Source organism: Pontibacter beigongshangensis (genome assembly GCF_014332515.1).
Lineage (GTDB): Bacteria > Bacteroidota > Bacteroidia > Cytophagales > Hymenobacteraceae > Pontibacter > Pontibacter beigongshangensis.
Genome location: NZ_VFSD01000030.1, coordinates 1 through 22,525 on the forward strand (window position 1 = coordinate 1; position 22,525 = coordinate 22,525).

Below are 22,525 nucleotides of genomic sequence, written 5' to 3' on the forward strand. Positions count from 1 at the left end.
CAAATTGAATAATTAGCCCATTACCTAAATTATTCAAATCAAAATGCCCCTCCAGAGCCTATTCTGCTCCTGCAGCTAAGCGAACAATAGGGCTCGAACCTTGAAAGGAACAGTTCATAAAAAAAAGCCTGCTCCGGGTGGAACAGGCTTTTTTTTATGAACTAAAGCAGGTTACTTTTTAGTTGTTTTGCTCAACTCGGCAAGGGCGGCTTCAGCCTGTGGGTTTGCCGGATCCAGGTTCTTTGCTTCCTGGTAAAATTTGGCAGCATTCTCTTTATCTGCTTTCAGATAATAGTAATAGCCAAGATACACGTTAGCTTCAACCAGATCTTTCTTAAATTTTTCTGGGTCGGCCTGAGCAAGTTTGATAAACTCCTCATAATGAGGTTTTGCTAATCCTTCTGTGGACTCCGGGTCAAGGCTCGCGCTAGCTCTTGCTCTCCATAAGTGAGCGTAGGCATAGGTGGGGTTAGTCTCCGTGATTTTAGCGTATGTCTCATCCGCTTTCTTGAAATCGCCTGCCATCATATAAATATTGCCTATATAATAGTAGTCGATATTAGATGGGTCGGCTTTCTCGAATTTCCTTTCATAAACACCCACGGCTTTGTCGTACTCCTCGTTGCTGGCATACATATTGGCCAGGTCGGTGTAAATCTCCGCTTTGTTTGGCTCCATAGCCAGCGCCTTTTCCAGATTTTCGATGGCCTTAGGTCGCTGATTATTCTTTGCCAGCATTTTGCTGTAGTACTCGTAGTCGCCGGCGCGCACTTTATTTTTATCTACTTTGGCAAAGAATGTTTCCATTGCCTTAAGTGCCTGCTCATGCTGACCGAGTTCATACAAAGAGTACGCCTGCAAACGGTTCATAACCGTGTGGTTAGGCTCCTCCTTCAGTACTTCCTGTACTTCGGCAAGGGTCTTCTGATAGTCCTTTGTCAGGAACAGGAAGGAGGCATATTTTGCCCGTGTTTCGCTGGTGTTTTCAGCCATATCCACATACTTTTTAAAGGTGGATACTGCCTGATCGAATTTGCCATCGAAGTAGTACATCTCTCCCAGGTCGTGGTAAGCCGGCGCATAATTCGGATCTGCTGCTATTGCCTTTTTAAAGGCTTCTTCTGCCGCTTCGTAGTTTCGTGACCGGGTATAAACCTGACCTACCCTCAGGTGCGCCTTCGGATACTTGTTATTTACCAGAATGGCCTGGTCGTAGTTAGTCAGGGCTTTTCCGCCATCATTTTGTTTCAGATAGGCGTCTCCAAGTACTACAAATGTTACAGGGTTCTTGTTGTCGCGCTGAATGGCCTGGTTCAGATACTCAATCGCTTTGCTCATGTCGGTCTCATTAGACTCCACATAAGCTTCGCCTATCATCGTCAGAACATAAGGGTCTTTTCCTTTGCTTTGTTTTACGGCTTTCTCGAAATGGCTTTCAGCCGCAGCTTTATTCCCTTTTTCCAGCTCCAGTTTACCCAGTCCCACCATGCTGATGGCAGACTTTGAGTTCTGAGCTAGCCCTTGATTAAAATAATAGGCAGCAGAGTCTGGCTTTTCTGTTCTAAGGTATACATCTCCCAGCGCAAAATAAGCTTTATCAGCTTCCTTGCTATTCAACTGTGATTTGTAATATGATTTAGCTTGCTGATATTTTTCCAGATCAACGGCCATTCTTCCCTGGTCAACAGTTTGTGCTACTGCACCTGCTGTAGGGATAGCTGTTGCCATAAGGAGGATATACTTCCACTTGTTGGTCATCGTTTTAAAATTTAGAGTAGTTATTGTTTAGTCTAGTAAGTTAATCTATCGCTGCAGACCAATTATACGGACTGGCATGGTGGCTGGCACAAGCCCTGATTTCAGGAAGATGCGCTGGCCTTTGTCTCCAGCTATAAAGGAGGCAAAACCTGTGCCAAGCCCTGTCCTGCCTTCTGTACTTATAATATAAAGGTATCTTCGTAGCGGATAAGTTCCCTGTGCTATATACGCCTGGTAGGGCTGAAAGTAGCTATCGGTACTTGCCGGCTCAGGTTCCGAGCTTATTCCTACAACTTTAATTTTTTCCATAAACCGCACAGCAGTGGTGTCGTCGAAGTCGCTTATCCAGTTTACGCCAATTACGCCAACAGAATTCTCGTTCTTCGATACATAATCTATCAGTGCCTCGTGCGAATTGCTGGCATACGTGTTTTTGGGCAGTGGCTGGTTTGAAATGATAGAATCTTTAACAAAGCGGGCTGTGCTGGAGTTGTTGTTGTCGAACACGATCGTCAGGCCGTTGATCTTGTTCTCAGGGCTAAGGTCGCTCCAGGAGGTTACCTGGCCACTAAAGATCCCTTGCACTTCCGACATGGTCAGTAAGGTGTCTGGGTTATCTTTGTGCACGATCAGGGCCACAGCATCGATGGCTATTTTTACCGTTCTGGGTATGATTTTTCGCTGATCAAAGACTGCCTTTTCCTCCGGCCTCAGTTCCCGTGACAGAACGGCAACCCTGGTGCTGTCGTTCAGCAGGTCCTGAATCACGGCCCCTTCTGATTTATACTGCGGGTTCAGTTTAGCATACTTATAGATGGTCTCGAAGGTGTAGACCTGGCTATCCATTATGGGTTGAAAAGACTCATCGATACTGATAGTGATATTCCCGGATGTTGGTGTATCGGCAGGCGTATCAGAATTGCCACAGGCTGTTGCCAGCAGCACTAGGACCATTGCCTTCCATACAGCCCATTCTTTAATCCTTAAATTTATCATGCCTTCCTTGAGAACTTTTTTGGTAAACTCTTACAAATCTAATAATTCCGTATAATATTAGCGTTACTCCTAATATTAATTTCATATTTTTAGGCAGGTTCAGATTATATTGTTTTGTATCTACGAACAAAAGAAAAGCGCCCGCCCCAATATATATGAGGGTCATTATCAGTGTGAAGTAAAATACTGCTTTCTTCAAGGCCGTGGGCTGTGGTCTTTCTTTTCTGGGTGGTAGCATAACTGTTTTTTATAATTTCCCTTAAACTAATCGTTGTTTGGTGGCAGCTAAAGTTTTCCTATATCTAATATAATGCTTTTCTTTTACATATTCTCGGGAGACCTTTAAAACTGATTTTTCTTTTACCGGCCTCTACCTTTCTTATTTCGATGCATTTTATAAGTACCTACTCTCAGGTGTATGGATTATGTTATATCGGCCGCGACGCAAGGTAACAGCATAGGTGTGAGTTTTTATCTGCCTGATGTCACCCGAGTGTCTTATTTCTCCAGGTGAGGCCATTTCTACTGCTGCTCAACACCCGACGGTTTGTCTATTCCCCAGTAGGACCCATTCTATAAAGCCTCGGCAAGACCTCCTGAGGGGCTTTTTGATTCTAATAATTTGATCGCTGGTTGCTTATTGTTGATTGTTAGAGAAAGTGACATAACAGCTATAACTTTTCGGATTTGTCTTACTTTTTATGCAAATGCAAAGCCCTGTGTCTTGTTCCTGATCCTTCTGTAAAACAGAGTTCCTGAGATAAAAGCTCGGGGCCTGTTTTACAGAACGAAACATTTGCATAAACAATGCCTTTCCAAAGGTTACTGTTGCTCCTGCCGCCCTTATCTTGGAAATGGTTCGGGTGTATGGACAACGTGCAGAGTTTCCTACTGAAAATAGCTTCATTCTAGCCCGGCTTGGGTTCTACGGCAGATTAGAAATTAAAGCATAGAAATTATGGATGGATTACTCCTTCTGCTCCCTCAATCCTGCTCATTTTAAAATCCTGGCAAACCCGATTCAGGCAAAAAAGCCTCTGGAGGTCCTGTTTCATTACAATAATTCCTTCCTGTGCCAGGTAGTAATATCAATAGGGTACAGGGCTTTTTGTTGTACACCCATTTGTGCTTCGTTACCTGTCTTTTTTATACCGCTGCAAACAAAAGAGCCTCCCTGGTTAAAAGGAGGCTCTTTTGTTTGCAGCGGTATAAAATTACTTAAGTGTGTACTTAATCGGAATGTTATACCTTACTGGTACTGCTCTACCATTTTGCTTTCCTGGAGTCCAGTTCGGCATGCTTTTTATAACCCGGATGGCTTCTTCGTCGCAACCGGCACCCAGGCCTCTCAGTACCTGAATATCACTGATCTCTCCGGTTTTGCTTACTACGAAAGAAACATACACTGTTCCTTCCACACCAGCCCGAATAGCTTGTTGAGGGTACTTTATGGCTTTGCTGATGTAACCAAACATGGCTGCTTCACCACCAGGGAACGAAGGCATCTGTTCTGCAAATGTATAGGGTTTTTCTTCCACTACTTCTGCTACAGCACCTGTACCGTTTATATCGCCGATTGGGGCCGCAGGCATGTTCTTAACACCTTCCTGCGTTTTAATACCGGCCGATATCTCCACTAGCTCTTTCGCTTCAGCCAGGTCCTCTTCATCGTCGCGTACCTCCTCATTTCTTTTTACAACAGGCGGCGTATATTTTACGGTTGCCTGTTGTGGCGGTGGCGGCGGCGGCGCATCTGGCGGCGGCGGCGGCGGTGGCGGTGGTGGCGGCGTGTTTTCTACTGGGGGTGGTTGGGCCAGTTCTACTTCTGTTACAACACGTTCAATTACCGGGGCAGGAGGTGCTTCTCCTTTAATTGCTTCTTTTACAAGCGGGATGCTTATAAAAGCAGCAAATAGCAGAATAGAAATAATTGCAGCCTGCGTAATATGTTTGTTGTAAAGTCTTCGAAGTAGGTAGGCACCATATGCCCGGTTTCGTCCTGCGAAGACGATATCATCGAGCGATGCTTTTGCTAACTTACTAACTTCCATTTTTTTTAGTTTTAATTAATTCTGATTCAGTACTAATTCTTTGTCTTGCTCGGTTATGTCTACCATGGCAAATCTTTTCGTGTCTGTGATCTTCATCTCATCCAAGATATCTACCATGTTTTTATAACGGGCACCATCCATAGGCTTAATCATTACCACCATTTTATCGTTTTGCCGGATACGTGGTGCCAGTAAAACCTTTCTGATTCCGTTTGCTGAATAATCAGAGGTCAACACCTCCGGATTATCATCAACTAAACCAAAGTAGTAATAGATCTTATCATCTTCACCCAGTATAATAGTAGTGGCATTATCCGCCTTCACAGGAGTTAGGTCCTCTATATTATCAGGTTTCACCGGCATCTGGATCTCCATGGTCTGCGGCTTACTAAAGGTAGTTGTAAGCATGAAGAACGTTAGCAGCAGGAAGGCAAGGTCCACCATCGGTGTCATGTCCAGGTGGACAGACATTTTCTTGGAGCGTTTCTTACCCTTCTTACCGGAGTCGGCTTTTTCTTGTACTTCTGCCATTTTATGTCTCCTTTTTTATAGTGATGTTGGTCTAGCTTCCATGTCCGTAATCAGGTTGAACCTGCTTACTTTTCTGTCCTCTAGCGTCTTAATGACCTTGTTGATGGTGCCGAAATTCGCGTCTATATCACCCTTTATGGCCACAATTACCTGGGGGTTTGTTAAACGTGTCTGCCACACCCATTCAGAAAGCTCATTGTTCAGAGAATCCATTGGAATTCCAGGCTGGTTCACTTTTTTACGATCATCGCTTCCCATCGACAGGAACCCGGGAAGCTGCCTTACCGGCACGCCGAAGCTCGAGGTGAGAGAGAAGGTCTTTTTCTGATCTTCGCTAAACGTAACCCCATACTTCTGGCCTATCTTGTCTAGAAGTTTCTCTCTTGTCTGCTGTCCGTCCACTCCATAAAAAATGCGGTTATCCTTATCTATAGTTATAGTGATAACATTGGATTCCGGTATTTTTATCTCTGATACGGAACTTGGAGTATCTACAATTACTGCGTCGTCCGGAGCAAATTGAGTGGTCAGCATAAAGAAAGTAACTAGCAAGAAAGCCAAGTCTACCATTGGCGTCATGTCCAATACAGGCTTGTTTCTTTTTACTTTTACTCTAGGCATTTCGCTGAATTAAAAATTAAATTGTTTGCTGTCTTGCAGTGGTTGTGTTCGTTGCAGGAGCGCCGGTGTCGTGCTGAGCTGCAAAAGTAGAAATGATGCTGAAGCCGGCCTCGTCGATGCTGTACGTCAGTTCATCAATTTTACTTGTAAAGTAGTTGTAAGCGATAATCGCGATAGCAGAGCCTGTTACACCAAGAGCCGTGTTAATCAAGGCCTCAGAGATACCGTTGGAGAGTGCGGTGGCATCTGGCGTACCTGAAGCTGCAAGAGCCGAGAACGCTTTAATCATACCAAGTACCGTACCAATCAGACCTGTAAGGGTAGAGATAGAGGCGATGGTAGAGATAATTACCAGGTTTTTCTCCAGCATCGGGAGCTCCAGTGAGGTTGATTCCTCAATCTCTTTTTGGATGGCGGCAATCTTCTCTGCTTTCAGCAACTCTGTGTCAGCCTGCATTTCCTTGTACTTCAGCAACCCTGACTTTACCACGTTGGCTACTGAGCCTTTCTGTGCATCGCAGGCGGCGATAGCACCGTTAACATCACGCTGGTTTAATTTTAAATTGATGAGACGTACGAAACCGGCCACGCTCTTTGTGCCTTTTGCCTTGCTGATGGTAAAGGTCCGCTCAATTGAGAAGATAAGTACCAGCAATACAAGCGCCATCAGGATAGGCACTACATAACCACCTTTATATACAATTCCCAGGTAGTTGCCGGGTAGCGGGTGGTTTTCGTTGTTGCCGCCTTCGAAGTTAGCTCCATTGCCTAAAACAAAAATATAAATCAGGAAGCACGCTAGAATTGCAACTGGCATCACGATAGTAGCAAATAAAGAGCCTCCTGTGCTACCTTTGGCTTCTACATTAGCATCTTTGCTCACTACTGCAGTCTTTTTTTCCATTTTCTTAATAAGTTTAAAGTTTAGCTGTTTGTGTTGTAATAAATTGTTTGTGTAATGACTAAATGTTTTAGAATGGGTTTTAGTTCTTTATTAGTTTGCAATATCTATTTTTTCTTTAAATAATGAATTAAATACGATCTTTTTTTTGCCTTTTTTATATAAGGGCCTAATAGAGAGCTGTTTGGCGATTATTTAACTAGCGTAAGTAAGCTTATATAATAAACCGTTACAAAGCTAATTAATTTAAAAAAAGGATGCAAAACGAAATTGCCGTCTTAGTTGCTTTATTATTCTCTAACAGGATTCAATTACAGCCCAAATTGCATAAATAAAAATGATAAATATCTTTTAAATGTAAGTTGTTTGCCCTTTATCAGCAAATATCTTTTCTCATTTTATATGGTTTCCGTGGCTGGAAAACGACCTGCTCAGTAAATGTCTCCGGCTCAGGTTATTATCCCTTGCCTCTTGTGCTTTGGCGAAAGTGTGGTTTAAATATAATAATTGATGTTGTAACTTGTATGCCGGTTCAGCGATTTTTTGCCTTGTTCCAGTAAAAGTCCATCTCCTTCAGCGTCATGTGCTGTAACTTTTTGCCGTCTTTCGTAGCCTCTGTCTCCAGGTACCGAAACCGATCTATGAATTTCAGGTTTGTTCTTTCCAGCGCCTCCTCCGGGTTTACATCTATAAAACGGGCAAAGTTTATGAGCGAGAACAGCAGGTCGCCAAACTCGCCTGCTGCTTTTTCCTGGTCTATGGCAACGCCGTCTTGCCTGTTAAACTCCGATTCGAACTCAGCCAGCTCTTCCTGCACCTTTTCCCAGACCTGCGTGCGCTCCTCCCAGTCGAAACCGGCTCCACGGGCTTTTTCCTGTATGCGCATGGCCTTTATAAGAGCCGGCAGCGAGCTTGGTACGCCACCCAGCACCGATTTGTTTCCTTCCTTGAGCTTTAGCTGCTCCCAGTTTCGCTTCACCTCTTCTTCGGTGGTGGCCTCTGTGCTGCTATAAATGTGCGGGTGCCGGAAAATGAGCTTCTCGCAGAGGGTGTTGAGCACTTCGGCAATATCGAACTGCTGCTGCTCGGAGGCAATCTTGGCATAAAACACCATGTGCAGCATGATGTCGCCCAGTTCTTTCTTTATTTCCGGCATGTCGTTACGGATAATGGCGTCAGAGAGTTCGTAGGTTTCTTCTATCGTCAGGTGCCGCAAGCTCTCCATGGTCTGCTTTCTGTCCCAAGGGCATTTTTCCCGCAGTTCCTCCATAATGTCGAGTAGCCGGTTAAAGGCCTCAAGCTGCCTTCCCCGTGGGCTTTCGCCAAATTGCGTGTTTTCCATAAATACAAATATATTAAAATTGAGAGCCAAGTTGTTGCTCTGTGGCAACGATTGTTGTGTTATGTTATTGTTAAGGCGCTCCGAAACCTCTGTTCCGGGCCACGGTAGTGCCACATACTTAGTACATTGCCGCGCCGCATAAGCAGCTTCCCAAAAAATAATGCCCGTCTGAATTATTTAAATAAAAATGCCCCTCCGGAGGCTCTGCTGCTGCTTCCCGGAGTGCCCGCCAGGCTTTTCTCAGGCTAGGCTGCGGTGGCTCCGTGCCTGTGCTGGGTAGCCGGCAGGCCCTGTGCCAGGCGCTAACTTGCAGCAAATATAAATCTGCTAGGCCCTCCGGTGTCATTAAAAGAATTCAACGATTTAGCTATTAAACAATTATTACTACTTTTGCCTCTGTGAAAATATAATAACAAGTGGCTTTAATAAAATCAATATCTGGAATTAGAGGTACTATTGGAGGTAAGGCCGGTGATGGGCTTACCCCGGTAGACGTTGTGAAGTTTGCCGCTGCCTATGGCACCTGGGTGCTTCAGACAACAAATAATAACACCATTGTTATAGGGCGCGATGCGCGCCTGTCTGGCGATATGGTGAATAAGCTGGTGTGCGCCACGCTGCAGGGGCTGGGAATTAACGTGATTGACCTTGGGCTATCTACCACGCCCACCGTGGAGCTGGCAGTGCCTGATAACAAGGCAGGAGGGGGCATTATTCTGACGGCCAGCCATAACCCCAAGCAGTGGAACGCCCTGAAGCTGCTCAACCAACACGGGGAGTTTATCTCTGATGCCGAAGGCAAGCTGGTGCTGGAGCTGGCCGAGCAGGAATCGTTTGAATTTGCGCAGGTAAATGAGCTGGGCACTTACAGGCAAGACGACGAAGCCCTCCAGAAACATATCGAGGCCATTCTTGAGTTGCCCCTGGTAGATGCCAGGGCAATTGCGGCCAAAGACTTCAGGGTGGCCATCGACTGTGTGAACTCCTCAGGAGGCATTGCGGTGCCGATGCTGCTCGAGGCGCTGGGCGTAACCAAAATAGAGAAGCTTTTTTGTGAGCCCGACGGCCATTTTGCCCATAACCCGGAGCCGCTTCCTGAGAACCTGCACGAAATCTCTAAACTGATAGAGAGAGGCAAGTTTGACCTGGGCATAGTAGTAGACCCCGATGTGGACCGCCTGGCGCTGGTGAGCGAAGACGGCAGCATGTTTGGCGAAGAGTACACGCTGGTGGCCGTGGCCGATTATGTGCTGAAAAATACTGTGGGCAACACGGTGTCTAACCTTTCCTCCACAAGAGCGCTACGCGATGTAACCGAGAAGGCCGGCGGCGACTATTATGCTGCGGCCGTGGGAGAGGTGAACGTAGTGAACATGATGAAGGCGCAGAATGCCATTATCGGCGGCGAAGGAAACGGCGGCATCATCTACCCGGAACTGCACTACGGCCGCGATGCGCTGGTAGGCATTGCCTTGTTCCTGACGCACCTGGCCAAGGCAGACATGAGCATGACGCGCCTCAGAAGCTCCTACCCAAGCTACTACATCTCCAAGAATAAAATAGAGCTTACCCCCGACGTGGATGTGGACAAAGTGCTCGTGCAGATGCAGCAGCGCTATGCCAAGCAGCCTGTTAACACCATAGATGGGGTAAAGATAGAATTCGGCAAGGAGTGGGTGCACCTGCGCAAGTCAAATACCGAGCCTATCATCCGGATCTATGCTGAGTCTGACACCAACTCCACGGCAGAGCACCTGGCCAACAAAATTATCGACGACATCAGAGAGATTATCTCTGAAAAAGCATGATGTGCTGTTGTAAAAAGTTATTATCACAACCCTGATGAAGTTGCGCCAGGAGCAGCGATGTAAAAGTCTGCCGCCCCTGGCGCAACTTTTTTGAGTAGTTTTGCGGTTCGATAAATAAGAACGATTAAAAAATACCTGCTATGCGTGTTTATTTAGATAATGCGGCCACTACCCCACTCGATAAAGAAGTGTTTGATGCCATGGCTCCCTATATGCTGGAGCACTATGGCAACCCATCGTCCATTCATGGGCATGGGCGGGAGGTGCGCTCTGCCATAGAGAAAGCCCGCAAAACCATAGCCAGCCTGCTGCATACCTCGCCGGCCGAAATCTTTTTCACTTCCGGCGGTACAGAAGCCGATAACACCGCCATCGTGTGTTCGGTGCGTACGCTTGGCATTAAACACGCCGTCACCTCCCGGCTGGAGCACCACGCCGTACTTCATACTCTGCAGATGCTCGAGAAGCAGGGCGAACTGAGCCTGAGCTACCTGCGCCACAATGCACAGGGGGTGCTGGACCTGGAGCACCTGGAGGAACTGCTGACCACCAATCCGCAAACGCTGGTGTCGGTGATGCATGCCAACAATGAGATCGGTAACCTGAACGACATAGCGGCCATCGGGGCGATCTGCAAAGAGCACCACGCTGTTTTCCATGCCGACACGGTGCAGACCATGGGCCACTACCGGCACGACCTCCAGAAGCTGAACGCTAATTTTATAGTAGGTTCAGCCCATAAATTTCATGGACCCAAAGGTGTCGGATTCCTTTATGTTGATGCGGGCATAAAAGTGCAGCCCCTGATCCATGGCGGCTCGCAGGAGCGCAACATGCGGGGCGGAACCGAAAACGTGTATGGCATTATCGGGTTGGCAAAGGCGCTGGAGATAGCCTACCGCGACATGGACCAGCACCAGCAGCACATACAAAGCCTGAAGGACCGCCTGATACATAAGCTGCAGCAGCAGGTAGAGGGGCTGACCTTTAACGGACTATCGGCAGAGGCAGGCAAAAGTCTGTACACGGTATTAAGTGTGAGCCTGCCACCATCCGACATTACCGAGATGCTGCTCTTCAGCCTCGACATCAACAAGATTTCGGCATCGGGCGGCAGCGCCTGCAGCAGTGGGGCAAACGCCGGCTCGCATGTGCTGGAGGCGCTGGGCATAGATCCTGGCCGCGGTAACATCCGCTTCTCCTTCAGCAAGTACAATACCGCCGAAGAGGTAGACTATGTGGCCGAAAAGGTGGCGCAGTTGTATAGAAAAGTGCCGGCTTAAAATCGGTTCCCGAACAATATCCTTTGCAAATGGCTTCTTCAGAAATGAAGGAGCTTTTTTGTTTATTAACAAGCTTTAACTAGTAGCTGGCGTATAAATAAAGATATGAAAAGTTTAGGTGTATTTTGTGGGGCTAATATAGGTGCAAACAAAGCATACGCGTTAGCTGCAGACAAACTCGGGCGGCTCATGGTTGCCCAGGGTATTTCATTGGTATTTGGCGGTGGCAAAGTTGGCCTGATGGGAGCCATTGCCGAAAGTGTGTTGGCCGGAGGAGGAAAAGCCATAGGTGTGATACCGCAGAGTCTGGTAGATCGGGAGGAGGCACACATGGGGCTTACCGAACTGCATGTGGTGCAGACCATGCACGAGCGCAAAGCCCTGATGGCCGCCCATGCCGATGCCTTTGTAGCTATGCCGGGCGGCTTCGGCACCTTCGATGAGATATGCGAGATCATCACCTGGAACCAACTGGATATTATCCGCAAGCCGGTAGCCTTTTATAATGTAGCGGGCTATTACGATAGATTTTTTGAGATGATAGACTATTGTGTGGCAGAAGGCTTTATCAAACCCATCCATCGGGAGGCCATTATTGTAGAAGCCGACCCTGAGGTGCTGTTGCAAAAGCTGACCGGTGCTGCCAATGCCACCTCTGATGATCTGGTAGATTTTGAAAGGATATAGATTGTTAGCAATTCTATATGCTATAGCACAGTAGGGGCTGCTTTGTGAGGAGAGCGAGATGTATATGAAGCAGTATCAGGAGAAAAAGAGCTTTGGAAGGCCTTTTTTATTCAAATAATTCAAAAATCCGGAGGCTTTCTTCATCGCCGGCTCGCGGCACAATATTTATCTGATTGTATTCTGACGTAAAAGAAAGCGCCGGTACCATTGGTTAGCACCGGCGCTTCCTTTTTTAGGAACAGAAACGGCAGAAGCAGGACTCCGCAGCCGCTCTAGTTTTTCAGCACCATCTCTTTCACGGCCTCTACCCAGAGCGGGTGCGAGTTCAGGCTTTCCACCAACTGCCATTTCTCGCCGCCTGCCTCCAAAAACATCTCCCGAAACTCTTCGCCCACCTCAATGGTGGTTTCCAGGCAATCGGCTACGAAGGCAGGGCTATAGGCCAGCACTTTTTTGATGCCTTTGGCCGGAAGGTCTTTCAGAATAAAATCGGTGTAGGGCGTAAGCCAGGGATCTTTGCCGAGCCGCGACTGGAAAGCCACCGAATACTGGTCTTCGCGCAGGCCAAGCTCTGCCGCCAGCAGCCTGGAGGTAACAAAGCAGGAGGCGCGGTAGCAGTATTTGTTCCGTTTGTGGTACGTGTTGCAGCAGGAGCCGAGCTTGCAGTAACCTTTGTCGCTGCCCTTGAGTATGTGGCGCTCCGGCACACCATGGTAGCTGAACACCACGTGGTCGTAGTCGTCCTGGGCCATGTGCTGCTTGCCAAGCGTTGCGAATGCGTTGATAAATCCTTCGTCGTCGCAGAAAGAGGATATAAAGCTGATGTTCGGAATCACCCACCAGTCTTTCACGATCTCCATCACCTTGTCCTGCACCGAACCGGTAGAGGCCGAGGCGTATTGCGGGAACAGCGGCAGCACAATGATCCGGTCTACGCTCTGCTCGCGCAGTTCCTCCAGCGCACTTTGTATGCTCGGGCTCTGGTAGCGCATGCCAAATGCCACGTGATAGTCGCTGCCGAGCGCTTCCTGCAGTTTCTGCTGCAGGTCGTGGCCATGGAAGAGCAGCGGCGAACCGCGTTCAGTCCACAGCTCCTTGTATACTTTAGCCGATTTAGGCGCCCGAAACGGCGCAATGATGCCATTGATCAAAGCATAGCGCTGCACTACGGGCATATCAATAACACGCTTGTCCATCAGGAACTCGCGCAGGTACTTTCTTACATCAGGCGTGTTGGGCGTGTCTGGCGTACCCAGGTTTACCAGCAATACGCCAATTTTGCCTGTCGATTTCTTACTCATAAGACCTTGAACTGATTTCCGGGTACAAAGATACGAACAAGAACCCGTTAGTTTTGTTTAGAATTAATTTTGAAGAAGAGAAGTTCTGAATTTTGATTGAGTGAATGAGAGCGATTGGGAGAATGATTAGTAAGGCAAGGATTCGTATGGACATAGCAGCAGGTGCCAGGGGCTCTGGAGGGCCTTTTTCATTAGAATAATTGGTTTACTCCGAATAACAGGGCACTGTAGACAAACAACCAGGTTTCGGCCTCAGAGACGACCGCAAAATTTTTCTAATAAAAACTGCCCTCCAGAGCCTATTGCCCCAGCTGCTGCCGATGCTATGTAGACACATACACTTCTTCCTAAAGTAAAATGCTTTCACTCACAATTCATAATTAATTCACGCACAAGGATTCTACGTAAAAAAGAAGTACTTTTGCAACCTCAAATTTAAGCGCATGTCTGAAACTCCTCATAAAGCCGGTTTTGTAAGTATCGTGGGTAAGCCGAACGTTGGCAAGTCTACGCTGATGAATGCTCTGGTAGGCGAAAAGCTCTCCATCATCACCTCCAAGGCCCAGACTACACGGCACCGCATTATGGGGATTCTGAACGGCGACGATTTCCAGTTGGTGTATTCCGATACGCCCGGCATCATTAAGCCGCAGTACGCGTTGCACGAGTCGATGATGAGTTTTGTGCGCACCTCCCTCGAAGATGCCGACGTGATCCTGTTCATGACCGACATTTATGAGAAGCACGACGAGGACGATGTGATTGCGCGGCTGAAGCATGCGCAGGTGCCTATTCTGCTGCTCATCAACAAAATAGACCAGGCCACCGAAGAGGAACTGACCGAGAAGGTGGCCTACTGGCAGGAGAGGATGCAGCCCACCGAAATACTGCCCATCTCGGCGCTGCACAACTTCGGCCTCGACCACCTGTTCCAGCGGCTGCTGCATTATGTGCCCGAGCATCCGGCTTATTTCCCCAAAGATGAACTCACCGACAAGCCGGAGCGTTTCTTTGTGTCGGAGATGATCCGGGAGAAGATTTTCCTGAACTACAAAAAAGAAATTCCCTACAGCTCCGAAGTGGTGATAGAGGAATTTAAGGAAGAGGAAACCATTATCCGCATCCGGGCCGAGATCAGCGTGGAGCGCAAGAGCCAGAAAGGCATTCTGATCGGCCACAAAGGCGAGGCGCTCAAAAAAGTGGGCACACAGGCCCGCAAAGACATGGAAGAGTTTTTCCAGAAAAAGATATTTCTTGATTTGTATGTGCGCGTGAACGAAAACTGGCGAACAGACCAGAAGCTGCTACGGCGCTTCGGCTATAGCGGCGAGTAGAAAATCAGCACAGATAAAGCTTCGGTGCAGGGTGCACCGGGGGCACTTTAACTATTTTATTTTTATTCGATGTCATCTAACATCATTGCCATTGTAGGCCGCCCTAACGTGGGCAAGTCTACGCTTTTTAACCGACTCATTGGCCACCGAAAGGCCATCATGGACAACGTGAGCGGCGTAACCCGCGACCGCAGCTACGGACACGGCGACTGGGTGGGCAAATACTTTACTGTAATAGACACCGGTGGCTACGTGCACGGCACCGACGATATTTTTGAGGAGGAAATAAACAAGCAGGTGGAGCTGGCCATAAAAGAAGCCGATGTGATCCTGTTTATGGTAGACGTGGATGCCGGCCTCACCGGCCTGGACGAGGAATTCGCCAACTACCTGCGCCGCACCGACAAGCCAATCTACATTGTGGCCAACAAAGCCGACAGCAATGCGCGGGCGCACCAGATGGGTGAGTTCTATGCGCTGGGCATCGGACTGGAGATTTTCCCGGTATCTTCGCAGAACGGCTCCGGCACCGGCGAGCTGCTCGACGCCGTTATCACACATTTCAAAGACGAAGGCGTGGAGGATCCGAATGCCGGCATTCCGAAGTTTGCGGTGCTTGGCCGGCCAAACGTGGGCAAGTCGTCGTTTGTGAACCTGCTGCTGGGCGTGGAGCGCAACATCGTTACCGATATTGCCGGCACCACCCGCGATGCCATCGACTCGCGCTACAACGCCTTCGGCAAAGAGTTTATTATTGTAGACACGGCCGGTGTGCGCCGCAAAAGCAAGGTGAGCGAAGACATAGAATTCTACTCGGTCATGCGCTCAATGCGTGCCCTCGAAGATTCTGACGTTTGTATTATTATGCTGGATGCCACGCGTGGCATAGAGGCGCAGGACGTGAACCTGATCACGCTGGCCGAAAAGAACCGCAAAGGCATTGTGATACTGGTGAACAAGTGGGACCTGGTAGAAAAAGAAACAAACTCTACCAAAGAGTTTGAAGAGGAGATACTGGACAAAATTGCACCTATCAAATACGTGCCGGTTATCTTTACGTCGGTAGTTACCAAGCAGCGCGTGCACAAAGCCATCGAAACGGCCATGCAGGTGTATGAGAACAAGACACAGAAAATCTCGACCTCTAAGCTAAACGACAAAATACTGCCGGAAATTGAGCGCTATCCGCCACCGGCTACCAAAGGTAAGTTCGTGAAAATTAAATATATTACGCAGCTGCCTACGCACAACCCCACATTTGCCTTTTTCTGCAACCTGCCGCAGTACATCAAAGACCCCTACAAGCGTTACCTCGAAAACAGCGTCCGGAAGCACTTCGGATTCGATGGTGTGCCGATTAACCTAGTATTCCGGAAAAAATAGAGGCCGTTATTTATTACTATATTCAGATATGGTGTTATATTTGAACCTTTATTCAACCTAATCATCATATCATCATGAAAAAAGTATTCGGTTTATTATTTGTTGCTGGCCTTTTCGTATTTGCTTCTTGCGAGTCTGGAACTACTACTGAAGAGACAACAACTACTGACGAGATCATTGTAGAAGAAGATGACGCCACCATGATGGACGTTGACACTGTAACTACTGAAGTAGATACTACTTCTTTGTAGGCTGAAGAAACATAAGCCATGGCCCCGGCCTGGTTTAGCAAAAAGGCGCCCTCTGGGCGCCTTTTTGCTTTATAGCGCTAACTTAATATGCAGGAGTGCGTAAGTTGTGCTGATCCTGCTGCAGCGGCAGGAATGATTTTCGATACATAAAAATCAAAACGTAACAACATGAAAAAGACAGTATACATGATGCTGGCAGCAGGCTTTTTTACCCTGGCTTCCTGCGAGACCACCAGAGAAGAAAAAGCAGAAGACCGGGTAGAAGACGCTGCTGATGATGTGGAAGACGAAGCAGAAGACGTGGCAGATGACCTGGAAGACGCAGCCGAACGCAAAAACTAACTAAAGCATGAAAGAGGGGCCCCATAGCCCCTCTTTCATGCTTTAGCTGCCCAGCCTTTTCTGCATCATGCCATTTATCAGGCCGAACAGATGCTTGGGTGTAAAGGTGCGCCAGGGCACTTCTTCCAAAATTCCGCCGGAGTTTATATAGTAGTCGATGCTGTAGTTGCGCATCTCCGCCAGCACAAAGTCCCGGAAGCAGACGGCCGCAATCCAGCCATCTTCCACATCCTCGAACCACTCCTCATAGTAGGCATCGTCCGATCCGTGAAAATTAAACACGTTCTCGCCTATGAGGATAAAGTGCCTGATGCCTTCCTGCACCATCGGGTCGATGATGTTGCGCTTCAGCTTCATGATGTCGTTGTTGAGCGTGTCGTTCCACTCTCCCATAAACTCTATCACTGCGTAGCCGAGGTCATAGTCGGCGTATAGAATTTTTATGAAAAGTGTTTCGGAGTCGATGTCGTCCCATTGCGGGTGTATGTAGTAGCCATAAATGGTATGCGTAAAGTCGGTAAGGCTGTTTTCTGCGCCGTATAGAGGCGATCGCGGGTCTTCGTTGGCAGCGTATAGCTCCAGCCAGTTATAAAAAGGCTCAATGGTATGCATAAAAAGTTGTCTTAAGAAAATTGCTTCAACAAAGGCAGCTATTTTTTTTATTTACTGCAACAGGGCCTGCAAAGTTGAAGTAATTTGCTTCAGGAACAATAACTACTCCCAAACCAACAGGGGGGGCAGACCAGTACAATGCCCTGAGCCGGATAAACTTTTTTGGCGGGCTTAGGCACGTGTTGGTTTTATGGAGGCTATAATTGTGCTATATTGTAGAGGCCCTTTTAGGCGTTCTGTCTTTAGCAGGACGGGATTTTTTACAACCGATTATTTTATGCGACATGTTTTTTGCAAGGGGCTGTTTAAGTGGCCGCTCCTGCTGCTTCTCTGTTTCAGTTATACGTATGCCCTTGCTTCTCCCGACTATATAGCGGTCTATCACCCGGCCATAAACCAGGCCGAGCTGTCGCTGGCGCAAAAAGATTACGAAGGCGCCCTCAGCTTTTATCAGGAGGCTTTTGCAGCTGTGCCCGCTCCCTTTGCCAAAGATTATTTTAACGCAGCCGTGTGCGCCACCCATACCGGCGAAGAAAAGCTGATTTATAAGTACCTGGAGAAACTGGCGCTAAAGGGCGCAGACCTGGAGTACCTGAAGCGGCAAAAGGGTTTCAAGCCATTGCAGGAATCGAAAAAGTGGCGAAAGTTTGAACGGAAATACCCGAAGCACCAGAAAAAATACAGGGAGCGGGTAAACCTGGACCTGCGCGCCGACCTCGACGAGCTGTATGCCCGTGACCAGTACTTCAGGCAGGCCAAAGGCGGCTTGCGCGTGCATGCCGATACTTTGCGCAAGATAGAAGCAGCCAACGTAACCATCCTGCTCAATGCTATTGCGCAATACGGTTACCCTGGCGAGGACCTGATAGGAGTGGGCGACACCATAGAGTGGCTGCCCCGGTTTGCCATTGTAATAGAGCGGCAGACACGGTACATGAGGGGGTACGATTTTACCGAAATTTTACAGGAGGCGGTGCGGCAGGGGCGGCTTGCCCCACATGCCGCCGCCTACCTGATGGAGAAGCAGGGCTTTAGCGAATACAAAACCCGGGCCCTTGTAAAAGTAACCTGCGGGAAACCCAAGGAGTGCGAAGACGATAAAAAGCTCCCGGACCTGAGCAAGTTCATGAAAGAGGACCTGAGTGAGGCGCAGGAGCAAAAAATAAACGAGCAGCGGCTCTCGCTGGGCCTTGAGCGCCTCTCTGAGTACCGGGATAAAGTACTCTTTAGTTTAAGGCAGCAAGAGTTTAAGCTGAACTATCCGGGTGCCATCGCCTATTACATTGCTCCCAGCAAAGAAGCCGCCATTGTGCTGACGGAGCGGCTGGTAACAGTAGAAGACGATTAAGAGTTAAGAGTTTTTGGAGGAGTAATTATTCTAATGAAATGGGCCCTCCGGAGCTTTTGCTGCCGGTGGTTAAAACGACATAAGGCGCAGGACACTGGACTTTTACTTTTTGGCTCTTCGCCAGGCATAGCCCTTGCTGGGCGTAGTTTCCGACTTCGCCCAACATCTGGTTTTTTTTACTAATAACACTGGCCATTCATCTTCAAATCTTCAAGTCTCCAAATTCCCGAATCTCCAGATTTTCAAATTGAACAATCAGCACATGAATCCATTAGCACATTAATTCGCTCTCCGGAGCATGCTCACCTGCTGATGCTTCTCCACTCAATCATTCATTCAAAATTCTTTACGATACGCTTCTATGGCGGCACGTACGTTGCCGTGCTTTTGGAGCAGGGCAGCTGCCTCCGGCTCCTGAATCTGTAGTTCTTCCATGAGCATGCGGGTGCCGCGGTCCACGAGCTTGAGGTTCGAGAGCTGCATGTCTACCATCTTGTTTCCTTTCACGCGGCCCAGGCGAATCATGGTGGCGGTGGTGAGCATGTTGAGTGCCAGCTTTTGCGCAGTGCCGGCCTTCATGCGGGTGCTGCCGGTCACGAACTCCGGCCCGGTAATGACCTCTACTGGGAACTCGGCTGCCTGTGCCACAGCACTGCCTGCGTTACACACAATGCAGCCGGTGCTGATGCCGGCGCTGCGGCAGGCTTGCAGGCCTCCGATAACGTAAGGAGTGCGGCCAGATGCGGCAATGCCAACTACTATGTCTTTATCGGTGATCTGGTGCGCCTGCAGGTCCTTCCAGGCTTGCTGCTCATCGTCTTCGGCAAACTCCACTGCTTTCCGGATGGCACCGTCGCCACCTGCTATCAGCCCGATGACCATGCCATGCGGAACACCATACGTAGGCGGACACTCCGAGGCATCCACAATGCCGAGCCTGCCGCTGGTGCCGGCGCCAATGTAAAAAAGGCGGCCTCCCTGGCTGAGCTTCTGCACCGTAACCTCCACCAACTGCTCCAACTGCGGAATAGCTTTCTCCACGGCCAGCGGAACGGTTTTGTCTTCCTGGTTAATAGCCACCAGCAGTTCCTGAACCGATTTCTGCTCCAGGTTATTGTAATGCGACGCCGATTCTGTAGTAGACACTTTAGGAGTTAGAAAGTTAGCAAGTTAAAAGATTGGAAAGGGGTAGGGTATGGGGGAGCAGAAGGAAAATGAGTGAAGGAGGGAGATCAGAGAAGTTGACTTATGCTTCTGAAATAATCTCACTCATCCACTCATTCCAAACTATTGCTGCCCCTTCTCCAACAGCTCCTGGTGGTAACGGACCATGCCTTCGCTGGGGCTCTGGAGAATGATGCCGATGTGAGCCCCGAATTTATTGGCCACCTGGTGTAGGGTGTCAGAGAAATAATAGGCAATGGAGCCCACAAAGTTAATAGGGAGTTCGTCAAAGCCTTTGTACTTGCACACGTGGCGCTCAAAAAACTCGTTGAAGTTTTCGTAGATCATGGCATGGATCACCGGGTGCTTCCGCTTTTCGCCTATAAACTTGGCGAAAGTAGCCAGGTAGGTGCTAGGCATGTCGGTGTAGTAAACGGAATCCAGGATACCGTCTTTGGTCAGGTTATAGGTCTTTTTAAGCGATTCTGCCAGGTCGTCGGGGAGTTCGCGGTACAGGTAGGCCCGGATCAGCAGCTTGCCCAGGTAAGCCCCGCTGCCCTCGTCTCCCATCAGGAAGCCCAGCGATGGCACATTGTCGATGATTTTTTTGCCGTCGTAGAGGCAGGAGTTGGAGCCGGTGCCCAGTATGCAGGCAATGCCAGGCTGGTGCCCGCAAAGAGATCTGGCGGCTCCCAGCAGGTCGTGGTCTACATGTATATCGGTGGTGGCGAAAGCGCGGCGAAGCGCATCCTCTACCCGTTTGTTCCGCTCCGGCGAACTGCATCCGGCGCCGTAGTAATAAACAGAAACAGGGTCCTTTTGCTGCAACTTCGGAAGAAGTTCCTGCTCCAGTATGGCATATACCTCATCGGAGTCGAGGTACTGCGGGTTAATGCCTGCTGTAAATACCTGCTGATGGGAACCGGCGGCATCCATTAAGCGCCAGTCTGTTTTTGTTGAACCGCTATCTGCTAGTAAGATCATGGTGTTATCGGTAATTAAGTGTGCAAGCAAAAAAGCTGCTGCCTTTCTGCGGTTTATCTGTTTAGTATCCGGAATTCTTTACAGTGCCAATAACTGTAAACTTATCAAAAACAAATTCGGTGTGGGGGGCGTCTTTCAGCTCCTCTGTCAGGTCCTGCCCGGCCCAATGCTCATAGTGGTTGCCCGTGTGCCACAACCGCGATTTTTTAACATCATAGATCAGGCCTTTGTAGGCAACCCACACCTCATCCCGATCCTGCCCATTTCGGGAGGCGAGCTGTTGCAGCGTGTATTCAGGCAGTGCCTTAGGATGATTCGCCTCGGTATTAGTGTCAGGCATTAAGTTTAAGTATAAACAAGTTAAAGGGATATTCAAACATAGTTCTAAAAAAATGTCCGCTACAATTGTGTAAAGACGCAGGGCCCTTAACTAGGTAAGAGTTTTAAGTTGAACGTTCCTCAACACTTGCTATGGTCATCATTTTCGATTTTTGCACTTCATCTTCAAACTCCCAAATCTCCCCATCCCCAAATCTTCAGATTAAAAAATTAGCACATCAGCACATCAATCTATTAGCACATTAAATAATCAGCCGATCCGGGCCTGTGTTACTACCCAGCGGTTGGGCACTTCTCCTTTGATGGCCTGCAGGTAGTCTTCGTAACTGCAGGGCACAATGCGGGAGCCTTTTTCTGCCGAGAGCGCCTCTACTTCGAGCCACCATTTCTCCCCGTTCTTGCTTTTGTAGAAGATCATCTTGTCGGGGTTGTCATGAAAGCCAACGGCGTATTTGGTGAACTTGTTGCTGGTAAACTGCAGTTCGTTCTTGCGGTGGTAGTAACCTTCTATAAAGTACCAGATCATGGTGGCCAGTGTCATGGCCGTAAGCTCCCGCTCATCCAGCTCCGGCTGATACTCATAAAAGCCGATGGAAGTAAGGCTGTCGTTCAGGCCGGCGTACCAGCATATCTGGCAGGCCTCCTCGCCGGTTAAGCCAAACGGGTTGGCCGGTTCGTAGCCCGGCGCATCCTGGTGCCGGACGGCCGAAACATCGAACGTAAGCAGATCGGCGCCCCTTACGATCGGCTCCATCTCCTGGAGGCTTTTATGCACCTCGCCAACACGATATGCCTCAAAATGGAGCTTTTCCAGGGTGGCCATCACCTCCGGCTCCACCAGGTACGATTGGTAACCCACCTGTCCGAAACTGAAGAGGAAGTTGGGCTCGTGCATGAGAATCTGGCGGAGCTGTTTTCTGTTTTCCGGTTCATCTGGTTCCTCCAGCATGTCTATGCGGCTATCTACGGTTACCATGTTTACAGCACGCTCCAGGTGCTCGTAGCCCAGGTACTGGCCGTACTCCAGGTCGTGGGAGCCGCCGATAATAATCGGAATGGTGTTGTGCGAAACCAGCAGCTCCACAATTTCCTTCAGGCGCAGGTACGTATCGTCGAGGGTGATGCCGGGGCGCAGATTGCCCAGGTCCACTATTTTGCAGCGACCGGCTCCTTTGGTGAGGCTATACAGTTTTTTGCGAACAGCGCGGGCCGGAGGGTCGGTCGTTTGGGCGGCCGGGTCTGTTTTGTCGCGGCCACGGGTTTCGTGCACGCCAAGGATGGCGATGTCGGCAGCGCGCCAGTCGGGGAAGCCGCTCACAAACCGGCTGATGTAGGCGCCCAGCGTGCGCGGCTTGCTGAACATGGCGAACAAATCCTCGTTCAGAGGCTCAAAGAAAATGGAAAGATTCATACAATTGTATCCGAAAGCCTCAAAATTAGTAAAAGTATATAACTCCGGCTCTATCCGGTTGATTCGAATCATCTACCG

General features: G+C 48.8%; 21 protein-coding genes. 8 read left to right on the plus strand and 13 right to left on the minus strand.

Annotated elements, in window-relative coordinates; all coding sequences use genetic code 11:
• Positions 1-171: 171 nt before the first annotated feature.
• From FJM74_RS20090 to mazG, 7 genes are all read right to left on the minus strand, one after another.
• Positions 172-1,758, minus strand: coding sequence for a tetratricopeptide repeat protein (locus tag FJM74_RS20090; protein ID WP_187264433.1), 1,587 nt, complete (start codon positions 1,756-1,758; stop codon positions 172-174).
• Between the two features lie 45 nt (positions 1,759-1,803).
• A complete protein-coding gene (locus tag FJM74_RS20095; RefSeq protein WP_187264434.1) occupies positions 1,804-2,754 on the minus strand; it encodes a PstS family phosphate ABC transporter substrate-binding protein in 951 nt (316 codons plus the stop codon).
• A 1,214-nt stretch (positions 2,755-3,968) separates the two neighbouring features.
• Positions 3,969-4,805 (minus strand): energy transducer TonB, encoded by an 837-nt coding sequence (locus FJM74_RS20100; RefSeq protein WP_187264435.1) that lies wholly within the window; start codon positions 4,803-4,805, stop codon positions 3,969-3,971.
• Between the two features lie 15 nt (positions 4,806-4,820).
• Complete coding sequence (locus FJM74_RS20105) at positions 4,821-5,336, minus strand: ExbD/TolR family protein (RefSeq protein WP_187264436.1); 516 nt, start codon at positions 5,334-5,336, stop codon at positions 4,821-4,823.
• 15 nt (positions 5,337-5,351) lie between these two features.
• Complete coding sequence (locus FJM74_RS20110; protein WP_187264437.1) at positions 5,352-5,957, minus strand: ExbD/TolR family protein; 606 nt, start codon at positions 5,955-5,957, stop codon at positions 5,352-5,354.
• A gap of 16 nt (positions 5,958-5,973) precedes the next feature.
• Positions 5,974-6,861: a MotA/TolQ/ExbB proton channel family protein gene (locus FJM74_RS20115; RefSeq protein ID WP_187264438.1), complete on the minus strand. Its 888-nt coding sequence runs from the start codon at positions 6,859-6,861 to the stop codon at positions 5,974-5,976.
• A gap of 529 nt (positions 6,862-7,390) precedes the next feature.
• Positions 7,391-8,200 (minus strand): nucleoside triphosphate pyrophosphohydrolase, encoded by an 810-nt coding sequence (gene mazG, locus FJM74_RS20120; RefSeq protein WP_187264439.1) that lies wholly within the window; start codon positions 8,198-8,200, stop codon positions 7,391-7,393.
• A gap of 416 nt (positions 8,201-8,616) precedes the next feature.
• Here mazG and glmM point away from each other — a divergent pair, with 416 nt between their 5' ends.
• From glmM to FJM74_RS20135, 3 genes are all read left to right on the plus strand, one after another.
• On the plus strand, positions 8,617-10,008 hold the full coding sequence (glmM, locus tag FJM74_RS20125; protein ID WP_187264440.1) for a phosphoglucosamine mutase: 1,392 nt from the start codon (positions 8,617-8,619) through the stop codon (positions 10,006-10,008).
• Positions 10,009-10,148: 140 nt separating this feature from the next.
• Entirely contained in the window at positions 10,149-11,291 is a 1,143-nt protein-coding gene (locus FJM74_RS20130; RefSeq protein ID WP_187264441.1) for a cysteine desulfurase family protein, read from the plus strand.
• Between the two features lie 105 nt (positions 11,292-11,396).
• Positions 11,397-11,978 (plus strand): LOG family protein, encoded by a 582-nt coding sequence (locus tag FJM74_RS20135; RefSeq protein ID WP_187264442.1) that lies wholly within the window; start codon positions 11,397-11,399, stop codon positions 11,976-11,978.
• Positions 11,979-12,250: 272 nt separating this feature from the next.
• Here FJM74_RS20135 and hemH read toward each other — a convergent pair whose 3' ends face one another.
• Complete coding sequence (hemH, locus tag FJM74_RS20140; protein ID WP_187264443.1) at positions 12,251-13,279, minus strand: ferrochelatase; 1,029 nt, start codon at positions 13,277-13,279, stop codon at positions 12,251-12,253.
• Between the two features lie 443 nt (positions 13,280-13,722).
• Between hemH and era the strand changes: the two genes are divergently transcribed.
• The 4 genes from era to FJM74_RS20160 all read left to right on the plus strand — a co-directional run bounded on the left by era (position 13,723) and on the right by FJM74_RS20160 (position 16,589).
• Positions 13,723-14,613, plus strand: a complete 891-nt coding sequence (gene era / locus FJM74_RS20145) for a GTPase Era (RefSeq protein ID WP_187264444.1) — start codon at positions 13,723-13,725, stop codon at positions 14,611-14,613.
• A gap of 69 nt (positions 14,614-14,682) precedes the next feature.
• On the plus strand, positions 14,683-15,996 hold the full coding sequence (gene der, locus FJM74_RS20150) for a ribosome biogenesis GTPase Der (protein ID WP_187264445.1): 1,314 nt from the start codon (positions 14,683-14,685) through the stop codon (positions 15,994-15,996).
• Between the two features lie 74 nt (positions 15,997-16,070).
• Complete coding sequence (locus tag FJM74_RS20155; protein ID WP_187264446.1) at positions 16,071-16,247, plus strand: hypothetical protein; 177 nt, start codon at positions 16,071-16,073, stop codon at positions 16,245-16,247.
• 168 nt (positions 16,248-16,415) lie between these two features.
• Entirely contained in the window at positions 16,416-16,589 is a 174-nt protein-coding gene (locus FJM74_RS20160) for a hypothetical protein (RefSeq protein WP_187264447.1), read from the plus strand.
• 42 nt (positions 16,590-16,631) lie between these two features.
• Here the strand turns inward: FJM74_RS20160 and FJM74_RS20165 are convergent, their stop codons facing one another.
• Positions 16,632-17,201, minus strand: a complete 570-nt coding sequence (locus FJM74_RS20165) for a hypothetical protein (protein WP_187264448.1) — start codon at positions 17,199-17,201, stop codon at positions 16,632-16,634.
• 277 nt (positions 17,202-17,478) lie between these two features.
• On the opposite strand from FJM74_RS20165, the gene FJM74_RS20170 reads away from it, so the two are divergent.
• A complete protein-coding gene (locus FJM74_RS20170; protein WP_187264449.1) occupies positions 17,479-18,549 on the plus strand; it encodes a hypothetical protein in 1,071 nt (356 codons plus the stop codon).
• Positions 18,550-18,885: 336 nt separating this feature from the next.
• On the opposite strand, the gene murQ is transcribed toward FJM74_RS20170, so the two are convergent.
• The 4 genes from murQ to FJM74_RS20190 all read right to left on the minus strand — a co-directional run bounded on the left by murQ (position 18,886) and on the right by FJM74_RS20190 (position 22,447).
• Entirely contained in the window at positions 18,886-19,695 is an 810-nt protein-coding gene (gene murQ / locus FJM74_RS20175; RefSeq protein WP_187264450.1) for an N-acetylmuramic acid 6-phosphate etherase, read from the minus strand.
• A 141-nt stretch (positions 19,696-19,836) separates the two neighbouring features.
• Positions 19,837-20,697, minus strand: coding sequence for a hypothetical protein (locus FJM74_RS20180; RefSeq protein WP_187264451.1), 861 nt, complete (start codon positions 20,695-20,697; stop codon positions 19,837-19,839).
• Positions 20,698-20,758: 61 nt separating this feature from the next.
• The gene (locus tag FJM74_RS20185) at positions 20,759-21,037 is read right to left on the minus strand and encodes a cytochrome b5 domain-containing protein (RefSeq protein ID WP_187264452.1); all 279 of its coding nucleotides are present in this window, start codon (positions 21,035-21,037) and stop codon (positions 20,759-20,761) included.
• A gap of 249 nt (positions 21,038-21,286) precedes the next feature.
• Positions 21,287-22,447 carry a formimidoylglutamase gene (locus FJM74_RS20190; RefSeq protein WP_187264453.1) on the minus strand — a complete coding sequence of 387 codons (1,161 nt, stop codon included), beginning with the start codon at positions 22,445-22,447 and terminating at the stop codon, positions 21,287-21,289.
• Positions 22,448-22,525: the final 78 nt, after the last annotated feature.

Bases quoted from the DNA above. Each gene is read 5' to 3' on its own strand.
- FJM74_RS20090 (WP_187264433.1), bottom strand. From the start codon at position 1,758: ATGACCAACAAGTGGAAGTATATCCTCCTTATGGCAACAGCTATCCCT.
- FJM74_RS20095 (WP_187264434.1), bottom strand. From the start codon at position 2,754: ATGATAAATTTAAGGATTAAAGAATGGGCTGTATGGAAGGCAATGGTC.
- FJM74_RS20100 (WP_187264435.1), bottom strand. From the start codon at position 4,805: ATGGAAGTTAGTAAGTTAGCAAAAGCATCGCTCGATGATATCGTCTTC.
- FJM74_RS20105 (WP_187264436.1), bottom strand. From the start codon at position 5,336: ATGGCAGAAGTACAAGAAAAAGCCGACTCCGGTAAGAAGGGTAAGAAA.
- FJM74_RS20110 (WP_187264437.1), bottom strand. From the start codon at position 5,957: ATGCCTAGAGTAAAAGTAAAAAGAAACAAGCCTGTATTGGACATGACG.
- FJM74_RS20115 (WP_187264438.1), bottom strand. From the start codon at position 6,861: ATGGAAAAAAAGACTGCAGTAGTGAGCAAAGATGCTAATGTAGAAGCC.
- mazG (WP_187264439.1), bottom strand. From the start codon at position 8,200: ATGGAAAACACGCAATTTGGCGAAAGCCCACGGGGAAGGCAGCTTGAG.
- FJM74_RS20130 (WP_187264441.1), top strand. From the start codon at position 10,149: ATGCGTGTTTATTTAGATAATGCGGCCACTACCCCACTCGATAAAGAA.
- FJM74_RS20135 (WP_187264442.1), top strand. From the start codon at position 11,397: ATGAAAAGTTTAGGTGTATTTTGTGGGGCTAATATAGGTGCAAACAAA.
- hemH (WP_187264443.1), bottom strand. From the start codon at position 13,279: ATGAGTAAGAAATCGACAGGCAAAATTGGCGTATTGCTGGTAAACCTG.
- era (WP_187264444.1), top strand. From the start codon at position 13,723: ATGTCTGAAACTCCTCATAAAGCCGGTTTTGTAAGTATCGTGGGTAAG.
- der (WP_187264445.1), top strand. From the start codon at position 14,683: ATGTCATCTAACATCATTGCCATTGTAGGCCGCCCTAACGTGGGCAAG.
- FJM74_RS20155 (WP_187264446.1), top strand. From the start codon at position 16,071: ATGAAAAAAGTATTCGGTTTATTATTTGTTGCTGGCCTTTTCGTATTT.
- FJM74_RS20160 (WP_187264447.1), top strand. From the start codon at position 16,416: ATGAAAAAGACAGTATACATGATGCTGGCAGCAGGCTTTTTTACCCTG.
- FJM74_RS20165 (WP_187264448.1), bottom strand. From the start codon at position 17,201: ATGCATACCATTGAGCCTTTTTATAACTGGCTGGAGCTATACGCTGCC.
- FJM74_RS20170 (WP_187264449.1), top strand. From the start codon at position 17,479: ATGCGACATGTTTTTTGCAAGGGGCTGTTTAAGTGGCCGCTCCTGCTG.
- FJM74_RS20180 (WP_187264451.1), bottom strand. From the start codon at position 20,697: ATGATCTTACTAGCAGATAGCGGTTCAACAAAAACAGACTGGCGCTTA.
- FJM74_RS20185 (WP_187264452.1), bottom strand. From the start codon at position 21,037: ATGCCTGACACTAATACCGAGGCGAATCATCCTAAGGCACTGCCTGAA.
- FJM74_RS20190 (WP_187264453.1), bottom strand. From the start codon at position 22,447: ATGAATCTTTCCATTTTCTTTGAGCCTCTGAACGAGGATTTGTTCGCC.